Origin of the sequence: Streptomyces sp. R-74717, from assembly GCF_047305335.1 — a bacterium.
Taxonomy (GTDB): Bacteria; Actinomycetota; Actinomycetes; order Streptomycetales; family Streptomycetaceae; genus Streptomyces; species Streptomyces atratus.
Window position 1 is genome coordinate 1,320,764 of sequence record NZ_CP102361.1, and the last position, 19,755, is coordinate 1,340,518.

The 19,755-nt window shown below is 67.5% G+C and carries 19 protein-coding genes and 3 pseudogenes; 5 read left to right on the top strand and 17 right to left on the bottom strand.

The genetic code is table 11. From position 1 onward, the window contains the following. Positions 1–432 precede the first annotated feature (432 nt). The 3 genes from NRF20_RS06105 to NRF20_RS06115 form a co-directional block, all read right to left on the bottom strand. Complete coding sequence (locus NRF20_RS06105) at positions 433–1,347, bottom strand: DUF4232 domain-containing protein (RefSeq protein ID WP_413752168.1); 915 nt, start codon at positions 1,345–1,347, stop codon at positions 433–435. 261 nt (positions 1,348–1,608) lie between these two features. After that, positions 1,609–2,385 (bottom strand): hypothetical protein, encoded by a 777-nt coding sequence (locus NRF20_RS06110; protein WP_398634803.1) that lies wholly within the window; start codon positions 2,383–2,385, stop codon positions 1,609–1,611. Beyond that, positions 2,373–3,248 carry an NAD(P)H-binding protein gene (locus tag NRF20_RS06115; protein ID WP_398634804.1) on the bottom strand — a complete coding sequence of 292 codons (876 nt, stop codon included), beginning with the start codon at positions 3,246–3,248 and terminating at the stop codon, positions 2,373–2,375. Before NRF20_RS06115 ends, NRF20_RS06110 begins: the two co-directional genes overlap by 13 nt. Before the next feature lie 44 nt (positions 3,249–3,292). Between NRF20_RS06115 and NRF20_RS06120 the strand changes: the two genes are divergently transcribed. Continuing rightward, positions 3,293–4,216: an AraC family transcriptional regulator gene (locus NRF20_RS06120; protein ID WP_398634805.1), complete on the top strand. Its 924-nt coding sequence runs from the start codon at positions 3,293–3,295 to the stop codon at positions 4,214–4,216. Between the two features lie 484 nt (positions 4,217–4,700). Here NRF20_RS06120 and NRF20_RS06125 read toward each other — a convergent pair whose 3' ends face one another. From NRF20_RS06125 to NRF20_RS06150, 6 genes are all read right to left on the bottom strand, one after another. Next, on the bottom strand, positions 4,701–5,018 hold the full coding sequence (locus tag NRF20_RS06125) for a hypothetical protein (RefSeq protein WP_398634806.1): 318 nt from the start codon (positions 5,016–5,018) through the stop codon (positions 4,701–4,703). Between the two features lie 30 nt (positions 5,019–5,048). Beyond that, positions 5,049–5,930 (bottom strand): ISAs1 family transposase, encoded by an 882-nt coding sequence (locus NRF20_RS06130; RefSeq protein WP_413752169.1) that lies wholly within the window; start codon positions 5,928–5,930, stop codon positions 5,049–5,051. 459 nt (positions 5,931–6,389) lie between these two features. After that, positions 6,390–6,725, bottom strand: a complete 336-nt coding sequence (locus NRF20_RS06135) for a DUF6233 domain-containing protein (RefSeq protein WP_413752171.1) — start codon at positions 6,723–6,725, stop codon at positions 6,390–6,392. A gap of 2 nt (positions 6,726–6,727) precedes the next feature. Continuing rightward, on the bottom strand, positions 6,728–7,081 hold the full coding sequence (locus NRF20_RS06140; RefSeq protein ID WP_413752172.1) for a hypothetical protein: 354 nt from the start codon (positions 7,079–7,081) through the stop codon (positions 6,728–6,730). A gap of 327 nt (positions 7,082–7,408) precedes the next feature. Further along, a complete protein-coding gene (locus NRF20_RS06145; RefSeq protein ID WP_413752173.1) occupies positions 7,409–8,221 on the bottom strand; it encodes a phytanoyl-CoA dioxygenase family protein in 813 nt (270 codons plus the stop codon). A 387-nt stretch (positions 8,222–8,608) separates the two neighbouring features. After that, entirely contained in the window at positions 8,609–8,881 is a 273-nt protein-coding gene (locus tag NRF20_RS06150; RefSeq protein WP_266726666.1) for a DUF6225 family protein, read from the bottom strand. A gap of 706 nt (positions 8,882–9,587) precedes the next feature. On the opposite strand from NRF20_RS06150, the gene NRF20_RS06155 reads away from it, so the two are divergent. Further along, on the top strand, positions 9,588–10,472 hold the full coding sequence (locus tag NRF20_RS06155; RefSeq protein ID WP_398634812.1) for a hypothetical protein: 885 nt from the start codon (positions 9,588–9,590) through the stop codon (positions 10,470–10,472). Positions 10,473–11,092: 620 nt separating this feature from the next. Here the strand turns inward: NRF20_RS06155 and NRF20_RS06160 are convergent. The 4 genes from NRF20_RS06160 to NRF20_RS06175 all read right to left on the bottom strand — a co-directional run bounded on the left by NRF20_RS06160 (position 11,093) and on the right by NRF20_RS06175 (position 15,042). Further along, positions 11,093–12,727 carry a hypothetical protein gene (locus NRF20_RS06160; protein WP_413752174.1) on the bottom strand — a complete coding sequence of 545 codons (1,635 nt, stop codon included), beginning with the start codon at positions 12,725–12,727 and terminating at the stop codon, positions 11,093–11,095. A gap of 95 nt (positions 12,728–12,822) precedes the next feature. Then, positions 12,823–13,296, bottom strand: coding sequence for a hypothetical protein (locus NRF20_RS06165; protein ID WP_398634814.1), 474 nt, complete (start codon positions 13,294–13,296; stop codon positions 12,823–12,825). A gap of 165 nt (positions 13,297–13,461) precedes the next feature. Beyond that, positions 13,462–14,250 carry a type I-C CRISPR-associated protein Cas7/Csd2 gene (gene cas7c, locus NRF20_RS06170; RefSeq protein WP_398634815.1) on the bottom strand — a complete coding sequence of 263 codons (789 nt, stop codon included), beginning with the start codon at positions 14,248–14,250 and terminating at the stop codon, positions 13,462–13,464. A gap of 267 nt (positions 14,251–14,517) precedes the next feature. Further along, positions 14,518–15,042 (bottom strand): hypothetical protein, encoded by a 525-nt coding sequence (locus NRF20_RS06175; protein ID WP_398634816.1) that lies wholly within the window; start codon positions 15,040–15,042, stop codon positions 14,518–14,520. Positions 15,043–15,182: 140 nt separating this feature from the next. Between NRF20_RS06175 and NRF20_RS06180 the strand changes: the two genes are divergently transcribed. Further along, positions 15,183–15,593 carry an Imm10 family immunity protein gene (locus NRF20_RS06180; RefSeq protein WP_398634817.1) on the top strand — a complete coding sequence of 137 codons (411 nt, stop codon included), beginning with the start codon at positions 15,183–15,185 and terminating at the stop codon, positions 15,591–15,593. 13 nt (positions 15,594–15,606) lie between these two features. Here the strand turns inward: NRF20_RS06180 and NRF20_RS06185 are convergent. Continuing rightward, positions 15,607–15,708, bottom strand: a pseudogene (locus tag NRF20_RS06185) (IS5/IS1182 family transposase); the annotation flags it as partial. Here NRF20_RS06185 and NRF20_RS06190 point away from each other — a divergent pair. Then, positions 15,709–15,828: pseudogene (locus NRF20_RS06190) on the top strand (IS5/IS1182 family transposase); the annotation flags it as partial. A gap of 1,345 nt (positions 15,829–17,173) precedes the next feature. Here the strand turns inward: NRF20_RS06190 and NRF20_RS06195 are convergent. The 3 genes and pseudogenes from NRF20_RS06195 to NRF20_RS06205 all read right to left on the bottom strand — a co-directional run. After that, positions 17,174–17,674 (bottom strand): annotated as a pseudogene (locus tag NRF20_RS06195) (transposase); the annotation flags it as partial. Between the two features lie 99 nt (positions 17,675–17,773). Next, positions 17,774–18,049 (bottom strand): hypothetical protein, encoded by a 276-nt coding sequence (locus tag NRF20_RS06200; RefSeq protein ID WP_398634818.1) that lies wholly within the window; start codon positions 18,047–18,049, stop codon positions 17,774–17,776. 151 nt (positions 18,050–18,200) lie between these two features. Then, positions 18,201–18,920, bottom strand: coding sequence for an IS6 family transposase (locus NRF20_RS06205; protein WP_398634819.1), 720 nt, complete (start codon positions 18,918–18,920; stop codon positions 18,201–18,203). An 89-nt stretch (positions 18,921–19,009) separates the two neighbouring features. On the opposite strand from NRF20_RS06205, the gene NRF20_RS06210 reads away from it, so the two are divergent. Next, entirely contained in the window at positions 19,010–19,501 is a 492-nt protein-coding gene (locus NRF20_RS06210; protein WP_326771047.1) for an NUDIX hydrolase, read from the top strand. Positions 19,502–19,755: the final 254 nt, after the last annotated feature.

Below are 19,755 nucleotides of genomic sequence, written 5' to 3' on the forward strand. Positions count from 1 at the left end.
TCCAGGGTGCTCCCACACCGCCAGGAGGGCGTCGGCGCCGGTCTCGGATGGGGACGGAGCGTGATCACCCGGCTGGGCCGCCGGGCAGGGGTGTCACGCTGTCACGCTGTCACGCCGGATCGGGCCTGGAACGGGGGTTGTCCCATCTCAACGGATCTGGTTTACGACATGTGGCCCGACCAGCGGCGACCAGATCGGTTGAGACGGGGCGGGAGCCGGATTCTCGGCTGATCTGGTCAGATGCGCGTTGCTCGTGCTGCTCGTCTCAGTTGATGTGGTTCGGTTCAGGCGTTTCGACCAATCTGGTCGGTGCAGCTCAGTAGGGCCCTTGGGGCCGCCCCCTGCCCCTTGGCCCCCGTCCACGATCAGGCGCCGCTCCCACCAACCCCCCTCTGATGGCCGCAGCGGAGGCGCTGAGACCGTGCGGGGGTCCTACTTCGGCGGGCGCGTCCAGGCACGGACGGCCAGCTTGCCGGTGGTGCCGAGATCGAGGTGGGGCGTCACGGTCACCGGATCGGCGCCCTGCTCGGCCCGCACCCTGACGTACGGGACGTTGACGGCGGCGCCGGACTCGGTGGTGTTGCGCCACATGAGGCCCGAAAGGGCGCTCTCGCCCGACTTCAGGACCAGCGGGCGGGCCTCGTCAAATCCGGTACCGGTGCTGATGCCGCCGCTTCCATGTACGATCCGGACGCCTTGGACGGGTGACAGATCCTTGTCCAGCAGTTCCAGGAGCGGGTAGCCGTCAAGTGAGTAGTCGCGCTTCCCGCAGTTCTCCAGGTGCAAGCCCACCACGCGCAGCCCCATCGCGGCGTCGCCGTCATCGGTGGTGAGGCGGATGCCGGAGGGTGGACACTCGCCGGACGCGGGCGGCGCCTCGGCGGCGGGCACCTTGGTCACCCGGGAGACCTTGACGCGGGTCACCCGGGATGCTCCGGGGGCCAGCACGCCCAGCCGGACCGTGCCGCGCTCGGTCGCACCGGGGCCGACCGAGCGCACGGTCTCGTGGCTGTTGCCCATGACCTCGCCGGTGTCCGTGGTGAAGTCGAACAGGATCGTGTACGTCAGCGCCTCGGTGCCGTTGTTGGTGACTTCGTAGGCGGCCGAGATCCCGGAGTCACCGGTGGGGAGGGGGTCGGCGTGGACGGAGAACCCGTCGGAGTTGGGGGTGGGCGTGGCGGAGGGAATGGTCACCGAAGTGATCCGGACGCCGTCCACGGGTTGGGTGGTGACGGCGGTCCCGGACGCGGGGGTGGCTGCGCCGGGGGTGCCCGCCTGTTCGGATCCGCACGCCGTGAGCAGCAGGAGTGCGGCGAGGGCCGGAAGGAGAGAAGTGACTTTGCACATCAGGTCACCCCATCAGGGGTGCGAGCGCCGAGCTGTGGTGTAGGCCACAGTTCCGGTCACAGGCGTGTCACGGGCGGCCTGCCGAGTGGGCTGCTGCGACCTGCGGATACGCGGCTCCGGGCAAGATCAGGGGCACGGTGTGTACTACGGTTGCCTGTTCCGGCCGTGTTTGGCCCCCTCTGAAGGCACATCGCCGTTCCCGGTACCGGGTTCCGCAGCCCGTCGACTGCACCCACGTGGCGACCACAGGGCCGTCGGCGCTCACTGGGCGCTCCGGCCGCGGCCGTCGATCCAGGCGGCGAGCGCGAGGACGGCGTCCGGGTCGGCCTGCGCCAGGCGCACCGCGTGGCCCGCGTCGAAGCCTTCCAGCCTCCCGGTCCGGGCCATGGTCCGCAGCAGCGCGCTGTGTGCCCGCACCGACGCCGGGACCGCCTCCATGTCCTTCGGCGGGGTCAGGTCGTGGCTCTCCAGGATGGCGAACAGGCGCCAGTCGCCGTACTCGTTGATGTGGTCGAGCGCGAAGTGGTCCTCGGGCTCGTGCAGCACGAGCGGGCCTTCGGCGCCGTACGCCCCGGCCGCATCGAGCAGGCCGGCTCCCTCCAGGGCCCTCAGCATGTCGGCGCGTTCGGGCAGTCCGTTGGAGTGCAGCCACTCCTGGCGCTCCTGCTCCAGCTCCAGGTCCCGGAGTTCGTCTTCGGCTTCGGCGGCGAGCTCGTCCTGGACGACGGCGTCGGCTTGCGGGTCGTACGTCCCGCCAGTGGTAGCGAGCAGCTGCGCGATGCGTTCCCACTCCGCGACTTCGGCGGGGCCGCGTTCGTCGTCGGCCAGGTCCTCGCGGTTGCGGTCGAGGTGCTGGTGCAGCCGGGCGTCCTCGAGCGCTGCCGCGGCCTCGGTGGCGGTCATGCCGGTGGCGCACCGGCGGACCGAGCTGCGGCCGACCTTCGCCCGGTCGACCGGCTGGCGGGGCGCGGCCGCGCTGGGCGCGGGGACGCCGGGACGGCGGCGGGATCGGGGCGCGGGGGTGCTCAGTCGCGCCACGCTCCGACGGACGCTTTCACGTAGTCGGAGAAGTCACGCGGCTGCCGGCCCAGTGCGCGCTGTACTCCGTCAGAGATGTAGCTGTCCATTCCGCGCCGGATCGGGCTCACCGCCTCCGCGTAGTCCTCCGCCTCGGCGGCCGGCCATCCCTGTCCGGTGAGTTCAGCGACGAACGCTTCGGGGGACAGCGGGACGTAGCGGATGTCACGGCCGGTGGCCTGGGAGATCTCGGCGATGGCTTCGGCGATGGTCAGGGCCCGAGGCCCGGAGAGTTCGTAGCTCTGCCCGCCGTGGCCGTCCTCGGCGAGTGCTGCGACCGCGACTGCGGCGATGTCCTCGGCATCGATAAAGGAGGCCGCGCCGTCCCCGGCCGGCAGCCTCAGCTCACCGGCGAGGATCGCGTCCAGGAAGATGCCCTCGCTGAAGTTCTGTGCAAACCAGGCGGGTCGCAGGATCGTCCACGTGATACCGCTGTCGCGCACCGCGCACTCACCGTCCACGTGTGTGGCGCCGGCGATGCTGGCCTCGCCGGAGTATCCCGGCACATCCACACCGCGCCCCGACAGCAGTACGACGCGCTCGACACCGAGCTCGACGGCGCGCTCGATGAGGGGGCGGGTGAGAAGCTCCCCATCGATCGGCACGAGGTACACCGCCTTCACGCCCTCCAGTGCGGAGTCCCATGTGGCGCGGTCGAGCCAGTCGAATTGCGGCTCGCCGGAGCGCGATGCCACGCGGACCGGAGCCCCTTGCGCTCGCAGTCGGGACACGACCCGGCTGCCGGACTTGCCCGTGCCGCCAGTTACCAAAATCGGATGCTTGGTCATGAGGCCAGTCAAGACGCTTCTCGCGAGACGATCCATGGCTCGGAGGCTCACTTCGATGTCTACGCGTCTACACTAGGGGTGTGGATGTGCTCTCCGAACTGCTGGACGGGGTGAGGGCACGGGGTGCCCTGTTCCGGCGGACAGTCATGAACCGGCCGTGGTCCCTGCGGTTCGCCAGCGGCTCACCCCTGACGCTGGCCACGATGCTGCGCGGCCGGGCATGGATCGTCCCCGCGGAGGGCGAGCCGGTGCCGGTCGGCACCGGAGACATCGCGATCATCCGCGGCCGGGCGCCGTATACGGTCGCGGACGACCCGGCCACCCCACCGCAGGTCGTGGTCAACAACACCGATTACTGTCTTCGCGGCACCTACGACGGCGAGACCGGCGAAGGTCCGGACGGCTCAGCCCTCCTTCTCAGCGGCGCCTACACCGGCCGGGGCGAGATCAGCGAACGGCTGCTCCACGCGCTGCCCGACGTCCTAGTGATCCCCGACGCCGACTATCACCGCCCGCTGCTGGATCTAATGGTCGAGGAAATCGTCAGGGACAAACCCGGACAGCAGGTGATGCGCGACCGACTGCTGGACCTGATGCTCCTCTCCACCTTGCGGATCTGGTTCGACCAGTCCGAGGCGCATGCACCGACGTGGTACCGCGCGATGGACGACCCGGCGGTGGGCCACGCTCTGCGGCTGCTCCACGACGATCCGGCCCGCCCATGGACCGTGGCGGACCTGGCGGCCCAATCGGGACTGTCCCGCGCTGCACTCGCCCGCCGCTTCACCGCACAGGTCGGCGAACCGCCGATGACCTACCTCGCCTCCTGGCGCATCGACTTGGCGGCCGACCTGCTGCGCGAGACGGACGCCACGGTCGGCTCGATCGCCCGGAAGGTCGGCTACGCCAACACGTTCGCGCTGAGCGTCGCCTTCAAACGCCTCCGCGGCACCACTCCGACGGAGCACCGTGCCACAGCGCCGACCCCGGGGCTCGGGAAATGAGACAAGGGAACCGATGCCGCCTGCGACGGCACGAAGATCGTGGTGCTCGATGAGACAGAAGTAGGCATTCGCGCTCGATGCCCGGCACAGGAACGCGCCAGATGAAGGGCTCGCAGCCGCCAGGTGAAGCACTCAGCCACAATCACAAACCGGACGTCACGCGACTACGCCGAAGCCCTGCACCACCTCCACGCGCCCGCAGTGGTGTCCGGCCGCCCGGCAAGAAGTCGGCCCGGAGGGGAGGGGCGGCGAAGGCAGAGCCGAGTGGCCTACGGCCTGTAGAGCTATGTCGGAAGTCATCGCTGCGAGGCGCTCCCGGCCGGAATGGCGCAGGTGGCTGTCTCGCTGGCCTGGATTCTTCCCGCCAACCTGCCTCAGCCCCTTCTCTTCAAGGAGCACTTGGAGCGGTCGAAGCGGCGGCTTCCACCCGTCGTCTTCACCGCCCAGTCAGGGTCATTGCATGATCGAGATCTGTCTGGGTTCGTCACGTGAGACCGAGGGCTCGTAGGGGCCGGTGGTAGTCGCGGCCGGTGTGACGGAGGGCGGCGGCGATGTTGGTCTGGCCGTCCTGGCGGAAGACGCTGATGGCGAGGTTGCGCAGGGAGGCCATGGCGCGGGGCAGGGTGCCGGTGCGGACCTTGGAGTCGTCCTCGCGGAACGTGCGGTCCCGCACGTGGTGCAGGAGGTTCTCGATACCCCAGTGGCCTCTGATCCAGGTGGCGAGCTCGGTGCAGGTGGCGTCGAAGACGCTCAGGCTGGTGATCAGGTAGACGCGCTCGATGGTCAGCTTCCCGGTGCTCAAGTCGCGTCGCCACCGTACGACTTGGATCGCCTAGCGGGCGCCGGGGCAGTCGAGGTGGCTGAACGCGGCGACCTTGAGCCGGCGGATCTCGTCGCGGTGGTGGGCGTGGTCGCGAGTGCGGTGCCCGAGCGGGATGTCCCGCCAGGGCAGCTTCCTGACCTGGGCGTACAGGCCCGGATGGTTCTTCTTCACAACGGCCACGTAGTGCGCGCCGCGACTGGTCGGATAGGCCCCGTGGTCGTGCTGGGTGTGCAGGGCGTCGGCGGTCACCACCGTGTTCTCCAGCTCGAGACCGTCCAGCAACGGCGCGAAGGAGGGGATCTCGTTGCTCTTGGAAGCGACCTGCCGCTGGGCCAGGACCACGCCGTAGTGGTCCACCGCCGCCAGCAACTGGATCGCCGCGGCCGTTGCGGTTCGCGATCCGCGGACCACCTTGCCGTCGACCGCGATCACCCGTCGCACCGGCCCTATCTCCGCCTCCGGCTCGACCGGGGGCGGCGTTCTGGCCTGCAGATACGCGCTGATCGCCGCGTCCAGCGCGTCACCGTCCACACGCTGCAGCAGGCCGCGCACGGTTGCGGCGTGCGGCACCGGCCGCAGACCGGTAAGTGGATCGGCAGCGAAGCCGAGGACGCCCAGCACATGCTGCGGGGCATCCGTGATCCACTCGCTGATCGCGATGAGCGAGCGAGCCCCGGTCAGCACCGCCGAGACGGCTGCGCACAGCAACGCGAGGGCCGGATACCGCAGCCCTCGCGCATCGCGGGGATCGGCGACCAGGATCAGGAAACGCCGCAGGTCAGCGACATCGCTTGAGGTAAGGGGATCAGTCAGGGAGCCCAGCTGCTCCAGTGCGGAAGGGATGGGATGGGCGATGATGTTCGGGCAGGCACGGTCTCGCTCGGTTCTCATGGGTCTCGACAACCACATGATCACCAGCACCGTGCCTGCTCTGCTCTCCCGGCCCCCTTGCCGCACAACGGACATGACGCCACGTCACTCACGAGACCGGCGAACCGGACCAATCCCAATCACGCAATGCCCCTGCTGAACGCCAGCGTGCAGAAGGCCAGAGAATCCCGCGGAGAAACAGGTGAACACGCCACCGTCCACGAGATGAAGCCCCGCAAGAAGGCGGCAAAAACAGCCCCGCCCAAGAAGACCCCGGCGAAGAAGAAGACGAGCAGCCGAAAACCCAGAAGCGCCTAACCTCCGACGGCTGCTCGCCGGCCTTCTCGACAGTCGCGGTGTACAGGGCCGTCCGACGACGGTGGAGTCTGCGTCCAGAGGACCGGTGACACGCCAGCCGCCCCGCTCCAGTAGCCGGGTGGCGGCCGCGGGGTATCGCGCTACAGCAGCGGGCCGTACGGCCTACGCCTGCTCCAACCCCGTCTGCGGGTTACAGATCTGGCACGGCTCGATGTCCGGCTCAGCCAAAGCGATCATCGCTTCCTCCCGGGTGAGGAACCCGAGCTGGGCGCTGTACAAGCCACACCCTCCGCGGTGCAGCATCGCCATCTCGCCCGAACGCCGGGGCTGGATCTTCCACGACTGCTCGGCACGTGCCCGCTCCCGGGCACGCCGCTCCTGCTCCGTCCTGGCTTCGAGCTCCCGGATCCGGCCCCTGACCTGGCGAAGCTGCCACTCCAGCCAGTCGGCCAGGGCCCGGTTCTTGTCCAGGTCCGATATGGCTCCGGGCACAGACATGGCTACGCGGCCTCATCCTCGGTGGACTCGTGGGCGTGCCGCAGCACCATGCGGGCCTCGACCAGGTCCGGGCCGGCCAACGACTGCCAGTACGGGTGCGTGACCACCTCGATACTCAGCCGGCGCAGCTCTGCCTGGAACCGCGACACTTCCGCGGCCTGCTCTTCCGTGTACCCGGGGCTGTCCGGTTTCGCGGACACGTAGGTGCTGTGCAGCTGTTTGTCGCTCTCCCAGCCGGGCATCGGCTCGGCTGACCACGGCAGGGTGGTGGCGTACTGCTCGTACGCGGTGCGGGTCTCGAGGAGAGCGACCTGGGCTGCGCGGAGATCTTCAGGAAAGTCGGCGTACGTGGGCACGCGACAATGGTATGCATGTTCGATTTTTGAATGCGAATGGCGCGCCGAAACCCCAGCCCCAGACCCGCACCCCGTTGATCTCTCACAGTGAAGGTTGAGCGATTCCCAGCGAAGGTTGAGTGGCCGTTGACGCCTGGCTGTCTGGGGAGACGGTGGGGGAGCCGGTTCTCGCGTACGGCGATCCTGTGCTTGGCGCCTTCGACCTGGACTTCTTTGACTCCGGACTGCGCCGACGCACCGCGTCAGGCGCCGGGGGCGCGGCGCTGCCGGACGTGCCGCTGCCGGGCACTGGTCCTCCGCCCTGTTCTAGGTACGGATGAGGCATGTCTACCCGGCGCTGCGGTCGGTGCCGTCCCCGTCCGGACCGGGGGTGTCCTGTCCCAGGCCCCGACGGATCGCGATCTCCACGGGTGAGTACGCGCCGTCGGCCCGCTCCAGTTCGTATGGCGCGGCAGGCATCAGGGGCGGCTGGGCCATGAAGCGCGGCCGCACGCCATGGTGCGGTTGCGCCGCGTGCACCAGGAACGGATGGCACAGGAAGACGTCGCCCGGGGACCCGGTGGCGAGGGCGAGTGGCCTGTGGTCGGACGCCGCCACCAGATCGGGCGCAAGGGTCAGCCCGCTCGCCCCGTCCTCCCCGTACTTCTCCAGCACCTTCGGCACGTCGAGGTGTGAGCCGACCCGGATCCGGGTCGGGGCGTCCTCCTCACCGACCTCGCTGAACAGGAACAGCATCAGCAGCGCCCGGCCCCGGGAGTGCAGATTTGTGAAGTACCAGCTCTCGCCCTCCGGCAGATAGCTCCCCTCGATGTGCCAGCCCGCGTCGTCCGGCTCCTCCTCGTGCGGGAAGCGCAGCGGGAACGTGCCCAGCGAGTAGCGCGGCTCCCAGCATTCCGCGCCGACGAGCAGGTCGTACGCGCGCTGCAGGGACGGGGAGTTGGGTGCGGCGGCGAACGGCCCCTGTGCCATGCCGGCCACCCAGTGCACGGGCTGCGTCCACGTTGCTGGATCGTCCGGGTCGCAGCCCGTCTCTCGCCACAGCAGCCGCGCGCAGTCCGCGGCCACGCGCGGCGCGACGGCGCCCTCCAACTTCACGAAGCCGTCGTGGAGGAAGCGGGATACCAAGGTCGTGTCATCCATGCCCCCATCGTGCGGCGGCACCGGTCCCGATCACCCGACATTCTCCGCACCGCTTTTGTCGGGTGTTCACCGAGCCTCTTCTTGCCCCTCTCAGAAGAAGCTTCCGCGACGGCGCCCACCGCCACACATCCCAGACGCTTCAAAATCACGAATCGGCTATACCTCCTCCGCTCCGAAGCCCTGGACCCCACTCAATCTTCGCTGAGAAACGCTCAACCTTCGCTGCGAGAGGTCACCCGTCGCCCCAACAAGGCTGAGCATTCTTACCGAAGGTTGAGAAACTGGTCGTCGATGCGGGGATTGAGGTGCAACACGCTTTAGGGGCGCTCGCCTTCCTCGTCGGACTGCACGTACGGCACGACGTCCTTCGCCTGCGGCGTCGTGGGTTCAGTCGAGCAGGTCGTACTCTCCGGGCGTCCAGTCGGCAAAGAGAGTGAGCGCCTTCTCCTTCTCTGCCCGTTCGGGTGTGGTGCCAGTGGCCGGCCACCAGTTCTCCACGTGGTGGGCGTCGACGAGGACGGATTCGCGGTACCCGCCGAAGTCGCCGGGGTCTTCGGCGACACCAATGTGAATGGGGGTGTCGTCGGGCAGGTCCTTGAGTGCTGCGCGGAGCTGCGCGGCGTTCCATACCTGCGGGGCGTGGTCAAAGACGTCGGTCATGCGCACAGAGTGCCGAACCAGGCGGCGTTGCTGGTGGAGACACGGCTGTACCCCGGGCCAGAGCGCTGATCCGGGGTACAGGGGGCTGGGGTGAAAAGCTGATCACCGGTGGTGAAACAGGCCCAGCCGGTGGATACCGCACCGGGCGGCCGCGCGGGCAGTCCGCGTCGGGGAGGGACCAGCCTCTCGGGCCAACGGTGTCGACTCTCGACCACAGACGTGGCCAGGCGACGGCTTCTGCCCGGCCGGGCTCTTTCGCTACCGCAGCTGGCCACGAGCGGCCAGAGAGATCAGGCGGAGGGGAACCGGCGGCGGAACTGTCCAACTCGGGGCCCGTAGTGACTGAAAGTCAACTCAGGTCCATAGGCCGAGTTGAAGGCCGACATCAGTTCTGCTAAAACACGCTTCCAACGCCACCAAAGAAGGATCTACGGGGGGCCCATGTCTGCATCGCCACCTAATCCGCCGCCTGGCGCTGGACCTCCGTCGCAACCTCCCCCTTCGGGGTGGGTGTCACCATCGCAGACAGCCGGATCGACGCCTCAAGCACCAGCTCAACCAGGCACAGGGCTGCCACCCCAAGCACCCACCCCAAGGCACCACCCCCGCAACTCAGCCGACACCCGGGCAGGCCCCCTCCACGCCTGCCGCCAACAGTGACAGTCCAGACGCGGAGCCCAAGTGGTTCCGGAGGTTGAACCCGTGGATGATCGCCATCGGTGCAGTCGTGGCCGCGGTGGTCAGTGTCTGGGGACTTGTCGTGACGATCCAAGGCCAGAACGGCTCCAAGACGGATCAGAAGGCGGAAGCGCGTGACCAGGCAGAAAAGGATGAGGAAGACGCGAAGGAAGCTGGGCCGCCGATCCAAAGCGCCGCAGGTGGTAGCCCAGCCTTCTACAGCACCCGCTACGCGTTTCCCGAGCGAACTCTCGAACTCGGAGAAGGCGAGCAGGCAGTCTACGGAACGGCTGCCTATACGAACTGGTTCACGAAGAATCGGGCAGTTCAGGTTGGTGTAGAGGTGGTGCGTGTCACGCTATCCCCGCTGCACAAGGGGACCGTAGTAATCCAAAACATGCGGCTCACAAATCTGAAGTGTGAGCCCACGAAGTATGCAGGGACTGCCGTCGTCCCTCCGCCCATCGGGGATGGCGGAGATGAAGTGGTTCCGGTTGACATCGCGTTCGATCTCACCGAGCCCGTACCGCGGCCGCGAATCAACGCAGGCCGGGTCATCTCAGAGTCGGCAGACAGCGACGAAGTGTGGCAGATCAAGGGGAACGCGTTCTCGAAGGGGATCTATCTCGACGGCGGAGAGCAAGCCGACGCCAGGTCGTTCGACCTCTACTTCTTCGCAGGGAAGAAGGACTGCAAATTCGGAGTCGAGGTAAACGTCACCAGCGGAAGCAAGGATGGCTGGTACCCGATCACTCTGGGGGACGGTCCCACGTACGAAGTGGCTGGCCAAGCTGATCAGTATGAGTCAGTGGTACTCCCCTCTGGTACTGACTTCGAAGCCGTGGTGCAGAACGTGCTCCACGGTCCGGGTAACCCCTTCACTCCAATCCGCCTTCAGAAGTCTCAGTTCTGACAAGCCGTATCTCAACCGATGTTGGAACGTGCAGGTCGAACAAGTTTCCCGCGTGGGTGATCTACGGCCGGTCGGCGCATGAAGGTAGGGCCTCTCGGTAGTTCGGGGGTGCGATCCCATCCGAGCGGTTCCTGGAGGCCCTGTTGTCGCAGTTGTACGCGCCCGCGCCCTTCGACTTCAACTCGTCCGTCGTGTCGTGCGATTGTCTCGCGCATGTGTACGGGAATGCGGCTGATCATCCGGATCGGGTACGCCGGTATCCCTCGGACATGACGGATGTGGAGTGGGCGGCGGTGCGCCCGTTGTTGCCGGTGCCGGTCTGGCTGGAGGGGAAGGGCGGGTAGCCCGAGGGCTACTGCCACCGCCAGATGCTGGACGCGATCCGTTACCTGGTCGCGGGCGGGATCTCCTGGCGGGCGATGCCCGCGGACTTCCCCGCCTTGAGGTTCCCCCGGCGTGCGGGAGGTGCTGATCAGCTGGTCAGGGCGGGTTGACGGGGTTTCAGGTTCGTCCGTTTGGCCGTTGCCTGGTCGGCGTAGTGCTTCTCGTCGAACTCGACCGGACTGAGGTAGCCGAGCCGCTTCTGGATGCGCCGGGAGTTATAGAAGCCGTTGAGGCTCTTACCACTGGCGGCGCAGCTGGACGCACTCCGCAGTGATCTGGGCGAGGAGGTCGGTGTCGTCGGCGGGCGCGGGGCGCTGCAAGCGGTGCAGCAGGTCCCGGTGCAGGCGCAGCGCGTCATCGCTGCCGGTGGCGGCCAGGACAGCTGACCACAGGGGACTGCCCGGGAGGGTCTTGTTCTCCGCTGTCTCCAGCAGTGTCAGTTTGTCCTGGTGGGTGAGGCGGCTCAGCTCATGCTGTCCGGTCTTGTCTCCCATCTCGCGCCAGGTGGTGACCGGCTCCTCACGGGCCGCCTTCTTCAGCGCCCCCATGACGAACGGCGCCAGGTAGCCGAGTCTCTCGGCGCGTTTCCGCTGTGCCTGGCGCTCCGCTGCTTCCTCTTGTTCACGCTGCACGGCCAACGCCCGCTCCGCCGGCTCCCGTCGGGCGGCCTCGTTGCGCTCACGCTGCTCCGCCAGTTGCTGCTCCGTCTGCTCGCGCCATTCCTTTTCTCGCTGAGCCTGGCGGGCCGCGCGCTGCTCCTCCTGCTCACGCCGGAGCGCGGCCTGCTCCTGGTCGTGCCGGACCCGTGCGACACGCACCGCCTCCCGCTCCTCGGCCGTCACGTCGAGATCCCTCATCAGCTGGGTGGCCTTGGTGAGGAGGAGGGATGTGGGCTGTTCCTGCAGCCGGGCCAGGACGGTCTGGCGTTGTCGGGCTCGTTCTTCGAGCTGCGTCTGACCGCGGCCGAGAGCCAGGCGCAGCCGGGCGATGTTCTCCGGGACCTTCTCTGCCTCCAGGAGCTGCTGGATGGTTCTCACCGCGCTGTATAAACGGTCCGGCTGATCACGCATGGCGCGGTCGAGATGCATCAGCGCGCGTTTGACCGGGTCGTCCTGACGCGCGGTGCTCGCCGCCCGCGACCGGGAAGGCGCGACACTGACGATCGAACGCCCCCCGGACTCACTGTGCCGCAGCCCCGTGGCCATGGGCGCGCGGACGGCGTCGGGCCTGGTCGAGGTGTTCAGGCCCCGTGACGTCAGCTCGACGTCCTCCAGGCCGTCCCAGGTGGTGCCCACCCCCGGGTGTTCTGTGCCCAGCCGCATGACACGGCCGCCGCCGGGCCGGTCCTCGAAGCGGATGCGCTGCACGTAACCGCGCTGCTCCAGGATGCCTGGAGCGATCCGTACGCCGGGCCCGAGGATGACTTCCCAGGAGCTGTCGTCCCGGCTGACGGGCCGGTTGCGGTCGAGGTGGACCAAGAGGATCCGCCCGTCCTCCAGATGTACCAGCACGGCGGAGCCCAGCGGTTCGGGGTAGCTGAACTCGGCGGTCAGGCCCTGCGTGTGCAGCCATGCCGCCAGGTGAGCCTTGGCGAACAAGTGGTTGGCACTGTCCTTGCCCTTCGCTTTCCGGCCGCAGCGCTCGACCGAGCCGTTGGAAGCGTAATGCGCGAAATGACAGATCTTGTCGGTGCACAGCCGCGTCGTCAGCCGCCGCCCGCAGCCGCCCTCGAACTTGGTGCCGCACCAGATGGTGTCGTTCTCGTGCGTTCGCCGAAAAGCCTCCAGCTCCTCCACGGTCTCCGGGCACACAGCAGGCTCGTCCGAGTCCGAACTTCCGAAAACCGCAGTCTGGATGAGGCGCCGGTCCATGGTGCTCCCTTGCTCCAGATGGATGACTTCGCAGCATTGTGCAGCCCGGCACTGACAAATGCGGCGGCATTCGCCGGAACACGACCTAGTCCGGCTTATGCCGTGACTGCGTGATGGTCAGGAAGCTCTGGAGAGCGGGGGTGTGGCTGTGGGTGCGAGAAAACGCCCCGGCGTCTATGGGCGAGGTCGTTGCGGATGCTGTCTTCGAGTGTTCCGTCGGGCTCGGTACGACGCTGCTGGGCTTGGGTCTGGAGGAGTTCGGCTTGGGCGGCGGGTTCGGTGAAGTTCTTCTCGGGTTCGCGGTGGTGGCGGAGGGTTTGGGTCTGGCGGTCGGCGGCTTTGCGGATGAGGGGAGCGAGGCCGGACTCGTGGGTGCCGCTGGGGGTGCGGTGGGCGGGGGAGACGGGGCGCAGGTGCAGGGTCCGTGTCTCGTCGGCGGTGGCCGGCCACCCGTACGTCACCCGGCACCGGCCCGCCCCGGAAGAGCTCGCGCGCCGCGAGTAGCCGACCCCAATATCGCGCCGGTCCGACTCGATCCGGTGTCGTGCTGCCTGTCTGGGTAGATCCATCCGATCGTGTGAAGAGATGAGCCGACGCTTCGCTCTTGCCGTGGCCGCACTGCGCATCTGCGCGCTCATCGCCGGCCTGTGTACGACGGCCGGGCGGCGGGTCGGCCGAACCAGTGAGCCGCTGCCGGGGGGCAATGCTGGCCTAGTGACCTGTACCGATGCCGGTCAGCCGACGAGACGGGTCAGGGTGATGCCGTCGGGGATGGCGGCCTCATCGATCGTGATGCCGTCCGCGTAGTCCTTGAACTCGCGTGCCGCAGCGTTCCCGAGGGGTTTGACGTGGACCAGGTCGAGGAGCTGTCTGGCGGGGGCGCGGCCGTACTGGTCATCGTGGGTGAAGACGTACAGCCCGCGGAGACTCATCTCCCCGCGAGCGGAGGCGTGGTCGTGGTCGAGCATGATCGCGAACGCTCGCCAGAATGCTGCCAGGTCTTCCGAGGTTGCCCCGGTCTTGGCGGCGAGGGGGGCGCTGAAGTGTCCTTCGCCGCGGTACAGGCCGTACGGGACGATGTGCTTGTTGCCCATCTCCGTTTCCTTGCCGCGGTTCTTCTCCGTCGGGTTCTTGAGGGCTTCGATGTCCTCGATGCGGGTTGGGGTGACGCAGGTGATGCCGATTTCGAACGGGGTGATGGGGTCGACTGAGCGGGAGAAGGTTAGCTGGATGGGGCCCTGCACGCGCCCGGCGGTCTTGCGGCCCTCGCCCTTCTTGGCTTCCCTTCCGGTGGTCATGACCGCACCGAACATGCGCACGTCGTAGAAGGTCTGGCACATCCACGTGCGGGCGTCGGTCTCGTTGGTGACGCCGCCCTCGTTGTAAGCGCGTTCGTGCTGGGCGTTCAAGACGACGCCAGCCTCGACGTAGATGTCGTATCCGGGCTTGCCGGCGTTGATGAGGGCGACGGTGTTGCGGAGTTTGCGCTTGATCGCCACGTCGGTGACGACTCCCGCACTCATGTCCCAGGGGTGGCGGTCGCCCTTCGGGGCGGCCGAGGATCGTAACGACAACGCCGAGCAGGAGGAATTCGGCTTCTGGCTATGGCGGTCGTCCTCCGGGACGACCGAGGATCGCAACCATCGTCATGAAGTCTTTCGGCGGACCCGACGTCCTGTGGCGCTCGCCCTCTGGGGCGGCCGAGGATCTCAACGCCGCAGCGCAGGCCGCGACGGCGGCGCCACAGCAGGACGGGTAGGCACAATCTGGCATCGCCGACTCCGCGCTGGTCAGCCTTGACCCGTCTCTATGTGCTTATTCGCGGCCTCATTGAAGGAACGTGTCTTCGCCGACATGACAGCGACCTTGCTCAGCAGAGTCAGCGAGGTCATCTGCTCATCGACCGGAAAGCGGAGCTTCTGGTCTGGAGTGAAGGTGAGCGAGTGGATCTCCTCCCGCCCTTCACGGATGGCTTCTGCATAGGGGACCAGCCATGAAGGCCCTTCGAGGACGACGTCTTCAATGCAGTGAGCGATGGACCAGTACGCTTCGCGATAGGCGATGATGAACTCCGGCTCCGGGTCGGGCATCGACGGAAGGCCTCTGAGCTGCAATAACACCTTGAGGGCTGCGGTCTCGAACTCGTGAGCTGCACGGCTCAGAGCGCCATATGCCTCGCGCTGCTTCTCAATACGCTCGCGACGATGCTGCTGGTCCGACTGCCTCTTCAGGCCGCGGATTGTGATGAGGGTGCCGCCTGTTCCGGCCACTGCGCCAGCAAGTCCACTGAGCAATGAGGCAATACCAGCGTCCATGGTCCCCCTCCGCCGTCTCGGACGCATCCTATGACCGCAGCCGTCACCCGCCCCCTGGCTCCACTTGATCCTTAGACGTCGTTTCTTATGGCGTGGGCCCTGCCTGCTGGCTGGCTTGGAGCACCTGCTAGAACCCGGCCATGACACACAGATTCACCGCTCGTGTAGTAGCGGCAGGGGTTGACCTCGACAACGACGTGATCCAAGCGGGCGTCGCCGAGGATGAGGCTGGCGATGGCTTCTTCCTGCTCTTCATGAGCAATATCGGCGAGCCGTCCCGTCAAGACGTGACTCTGGGGCACGACACCCACTGCCTGGTGACGCAGGACCAAGGGACGGCCTACGGCTGTGTCCGGGAAGTGACCCTGTCGAACGGGTTGCTCACCGTGTCACTGGACCCCGCTTCGCTGGACAATCTGGGCTTGGAGGACACCAGAATCGAAGCAAAGCTCGATGTGCCGGACGAGGACATCGAGCGGATGCGCGACGTGCTCGTCCAAGTACTGGCGTTCGGGCGAGAAGACGCCCGGCCCCGGTGCGTGGATCTTTAGGTCCGAGTCTGCATCAAAGTCGCCGGTAGCCGATGAGGACGGCAGCGATACCGACGAACGCGAGGAAGTGCTCCGGCTTGCGCTCATAACGGCGATGAAGGCGGCGGCAGCCTCGCGGCCCACCGTCGTCGACGCATTCTTCGACCTCACCGACACGATCATCACCGTGCGCAGCCTGATCCGGCGGGCCTGGATAACTCACCGCTGGGACGAACGCCCGAACCGCCGACCATGACCGCACCCCTATCCGCGCCACCTCTTAGCGACGCGGAGATGACCTAGCGGCCGAGGGCCTGTCGCACGGTCAGGTTGTGGTACTTCCGCAGCCGGTACAGTTCCCAGCATGACAACACCGTCACCGACACCGGAGCGCCGAGCAGGAACACGATCTGGGCAAGGACGGGAACCTCGGCGTTCTCGTTGTTGATCACGTCGAGGGCGGCCATCACCCACACCAGCAAGGTGGCGAGGATCGGCGGCAGCACCTCGTGGATGTCGGCGGTGCGGAACACGTGCATGAGGCAGAGCGCGATCCCGTACAGGGCGAAGCCCAGCGACCACGCGCAGAGGGTGATGAGGACGACCATGCCGGGGGTCCCGATGGCGTCACGGAAGCCGGCGGTCTCCGGATCGGGCGCGACGGCGAGGGGGAACGTGGCCATGGACCCCATCAGAGCCGCCACCGACCCGAAGGACTTCAGGGACCGACGCAGGTAGAGCCCGCGCAGCGCACCCTGCGCGGCGAACGCGAACAGGGCGATCACGAAGGGGAAGGCGCACACGAGGACGAGTGTGCTGATCCAGCTCTGGTCGAACTTGTCGCCCGCGACGGTCTCGACGCCCTTGGCGGTGTTGACCGGCTTGTACGACATGACCAGCACGAGCCAGGCGGCGATGCCGAGCCCGGTCCGCCACATCTGGATCTTGCGCACCGTCAGGTCCTCGACGGCGCCCGGGCGCGAGGGGCGGAAGGCCCGCTGGGCGGCGTAGAACGGGTTGTAGACGCACTTGAGGATCCGCTGCCTGCGCGTCAGCGGCGGCTGGGGCGGGCGCGGGAACGGCGGCTGCGGGCCACCGCCGTGCGGCTGTGGCGGGTACGGGCCCCAGCCCTGCGGATGTCCCGGGTACCCCTGCGGCGGCACGGGCGCGGGCTGCGGCGGGTAGGGCCCCACGGCGGGACCGCCGGGGTACGGGTGGTGTCCGGCCCCAGGGTAGGGCTGATGGCCGGGACCTGGGCCCGGCTGTCCACCGGGGCCGGGTCCGGGTCCGCCCGTCGGACCCCAGTAACCATTGCCGTCCGTACTCATGCCGTGCACCCCCGATGTTTCGGTCTGTGCCGTGCGCGGCGCGGCTCGACCCGCCCGCTCAGCGTGCGGCGTGATCCTACCCATCGCGGAGGCCGAGAAGTGCACGTTCCGGTACCGGGCCGGGCACCGGTGGGTAACGACCTGGGGTGCGATAGGGAGCGGCAGCGTTCCTCTGGCAGACCTGATCGCCCTACCCTGTTTGCCATGAACTGAGCAAAGCTCTTGGTGCTCCTCACGGTCGCGGCGTTCTTCAGTTCGGGAGCCCTCATCCAGGTCCAGGGTCGGGGCGAGCAGTGGCGAGTCATGGCAGTTCGCTCCGGCCAGGACCCGGCCCAGCGGGATTCCGTAACCGTCTGTCATTCCGGAGCGTATGAGGCCCTGTTTGCCTCGATCGACCGGTGAGCGTCCGGCGGCTTCTCCGCCTCCGGGTGCTTTGGCGATCGAGCCGTCGATGGCGATCTGGTCCAGGACGAGGCCGACGATTCGGTCGTATGCCTCCAGGGCTATGTGCCGAAGCCGGGCGAAGACGCCCAGCCGGATCCACTCGTCACGGCAGTTGCGGATCGTGGTGGCTGAGCAGGTGGTGTCCGCTATGGCTTGGTAGGAGCAGCCGAAGCGGAGGAGCTGGAGCAGCTTGTCGTAGATGATCCGGTCGCTGATCCGCGGGCGGTGGCAGCCCAGTGGGTGGGCCGGATCGTAGACCGGCCGCTGGGGCAGCAGCGCCGCGAATTGGTCCCAGAGGAGTTCGGTCAGCCATGATGGCAGCGCAGGCACAGGTCTCCCGGTGATCACAGAGCGTCGCAACTCCATGATCACTAGGCCCTGTGCCTGCTCTACTCCCGAGTGCCCCACCGCGCCTATCTGCGCGAGCCCTTAATCGCGCAGGTTCGCCATGGTCGGGTCGGCCTTGATGCGCTTCGAGTTCCGCACTGCGCCGAGCACCGTGGCTGGCAGTTCGTCCGGCCATTCCTCGGGCTCGACCATGGTCTGGCGGCCGACGGTGAGTACGGACATCAGTAGCCCTTTGGCGACCTGCTGTTGAAGTGCCTCGCGCATCCCGCCCTCGCGTGGCGTGATGCCTGCGGCTTCCCGTACGGCCCGCTCGCAGTCGCGGGCCAGGTACGGGTGGGCGGGAGCGGACAGCGCCATTGCCTCTACCACGACGTGGTGCGCAACGCGATGCTGCGCCTGCAACGCAATCAGTCTCCCGAACGCTGGCGAGGGCGCTGTCACATTATTGGGTGCGTGGGTCTCTGACGGCGCTTCGGGGCGTGGTGGGGGCCGGGTTTCGGGCCGGTGCTCAGACCTCGGCGGGCTGGCCGGCGGCGCCGGTGATCTGGTCCCAGATCGCAAAGCGGATGGTCATCTCGGTGCGGTAGCCGGGGGCGGTCATCAGGTGGCGGCGGGGCCGGAAGTGGGGTGAGATGCCGCTGAACGCGGCCAGGAACCGCTGGGCTCCGCCGACACTACGGAAGCCTTTCATCGCACGTTCACGCTGCCTCGTCGGCTGATGACTGTTCTCGGCCCGGTTGTTCAGGCCCTTGTGTGAGCGGTGCTCGACGGAGGGCATGACCTCGCGGTGGGCGGCGCCGTAGGAGCGGAGCTTGTCCGTGACGATCACCCGTGGCACCGTGCGGGTCGTCTTCAGTAGCCTGCGGAAGAAGCGCTGCGCCGCATCCTTGTCCCGGCGGGACTGTACGAGGATGTCCAGGACGGTGCCGTCGGCGTCGACGGCCCGCCACAGGTACTTCCGTTCTCCGTTGATCTTGATGAAGACCTCGTCCAGGTGCCATTTGTCCCCGGGCCGGGGCTGCCGGCGGCGCAGGGCGCCGGCGTAGGCCTGCCCAAACTTGGCGCACCAGCGTCGGATCGTCTCGTACGAGACGATCACACCGCGCTCGAACATCAGCTCCTCGACCTCGCGGAACGACAGCGGGAAGCGGTGATACAGCCACACACAGTGCGCAATGACCTCAACCGGGTACCGGTGCCCCTTGTACGACGGCGGTGCGCTGTCCACGGACGCCCCCTCCCAGCATGACCAACCCGAAGATCATCCCACCCGGTCAGTCAACGTGACAGTGCCCGCGGTTCTAATCTGACGAGGTGATGAAACCGGAGGGGAGCCTGGTGCCGCGCCCGAGCGCGCGCGTGGTGTTGCTGGACGACGCCAGTCGGCTACTGCTGTTCTCTGCCCTGAACAAGGGGGACGGTTCCGTTCGGTGGTTCACCCCTGGAGGCGGACTCAAGCCAGGCGAAAGCCACGAGCAGGCAGCCCTGCGGGAGTTGCGAGAAGAAACCGGGCTGACGAACCTCTCGCTGGGTCCGGAGATTTGGCGAGGGCGTCCGTGGACAGCGGTCCGGGGCGGCGTCGCTTATGAGGTTCGCCAGCGCTACTACATGGCCCGGACGCCTGCGTTCCAGGTCGATACCTCGGCTTTCGAGGAGATCGAGAAGGCCGCGATCACCGGGCACCGCTGGTGGACCATAGCGGAACTGGCCGCGACCTCGGATGTGCTGCGGCCGGCTGAGCTGCCGAAACTATTGGCGTCCTTGCTGACCGACGGCCCACCGAACCGGCCGATCCCCGTAGACGGCTGAGCGCACGTCCTTAAGCACACCGCCGACCAATAGCCGGCCGAACGCGAGGCCGGGCCCTGCCGAACCGCGCCTGTCAGGGACACGGAGCAGCAGGACCCGGGGCAACCAAACTATCGCCAAACACCTCCGGACCACGGCGGACACTCCACATCCACAGGCGTGATGTCACCCGACAGGGGTGGCTCCCGAACCCGTTGACGATCATGGACCTGTGTCGGGCCCATCCTCGTCACAGATGGAGCAAAGTGGCTCCC

Bases quoted from the DNA above. Each gene is read 5' to 3' on its own strand.
- NRF20_RS06165 (WP_398634814.1), bottom strand. From the start codon at position 13,296: ATGGATCTACCCAGACAGGCAGCACGACACCGGATCGAGTCGGACCGG.
- NRF20_RS06150 (WP_266726666.1), bottom strand. From the start codon at position 8,881: ATGACCGACGTCTTTGACCACGCCCCGCAGGTATGGAACGCCGCGCAG.
- NRF20_RS06130 (WP_413752169.1), bottom strand. From the start codon at position 5,930: ATGAGAACCGAGCGAGACCGTGCCTGCCCGAACATCATCGCCCATCCC.
- NRF20_RS06200 (WP_398634818.1), bottom strand. From the start codon at position 18,049: ATGGCGCTGTCCGCTCCCGCCCACCCGTACCTGGCCCGCGACTGCGAG.
- NRF20_RS06155 (WP_398634812.1), top strand. From the start codon at position 9,588: ATGATCGCCATCGGTGCAGTCGTGGCCGCGGTGGTCAGTGTCTGGGGA.
- NRF20_RS06160 (WP_413752174.1), bottom strand. From the start codon at position 12,727: ATGGACCGGCGCCTCATCCAGACTGCGGTTTTCGGAAGTTCGGACTCG.
- NRF20_RS06210 (WP_326771047.1), top strand. From the start codon at position 19,010: ATGAAACCGGAGGGGAGCCTGGTGCCGCGCCCGAGCGCGCGCGTGGTG.
- NRF20_RS06135 (WP_413752171.1), bottom strand. From the start codon at position 6,725: ATGTCTGTGCCCGGAGCCATATCGGACCTGGACAAGAACCGGGCCCTG.
- NRF20_RS06115 (WP_398634804.1), bottom strand. From the start codon at position 3,248: ATGGATCGTCTCGCGAGAAGCGTCTTGACTGGCCTCATGACCAAGCAT.
- NRF20_RS06105 (WP_413752168.1), bottom strand. From the start codon at position 1,347: ATGTGCAAAGTCACTTCTCTCCTTCCGGCCCTCGCCGCACTCCTGCTG.
- cas7c (WP_398634815.1), bottom strand. From the start codon at position 14,250: ATGAGTGCGGGAGTCGTCACCGACGTGGCGATCAAGCGCAAACTCCGC.
- NRF20_RS06180 (WP_398634817.1), top strand. From the start codon at position 15,183: ATGACACACAGATTCACCGCTCGTGTAGTAGCGGCAGGGGTTGACCTC.
- NRF20_RS06175 (WP_398634816.1), bottom strand. From the start codon at position 15,042: ATGGACGCTGGTATTGCCTCATTGCTCAGTGGACTTGCTGGCGCAGTG.
- NRF20_RS06145 (WP_413752173.1), bottom strand. From the start codon at position 8,221: ATGGATGACACGACCTTGGTATCCCGCTTCCTCCACGACGGCTTCGTG.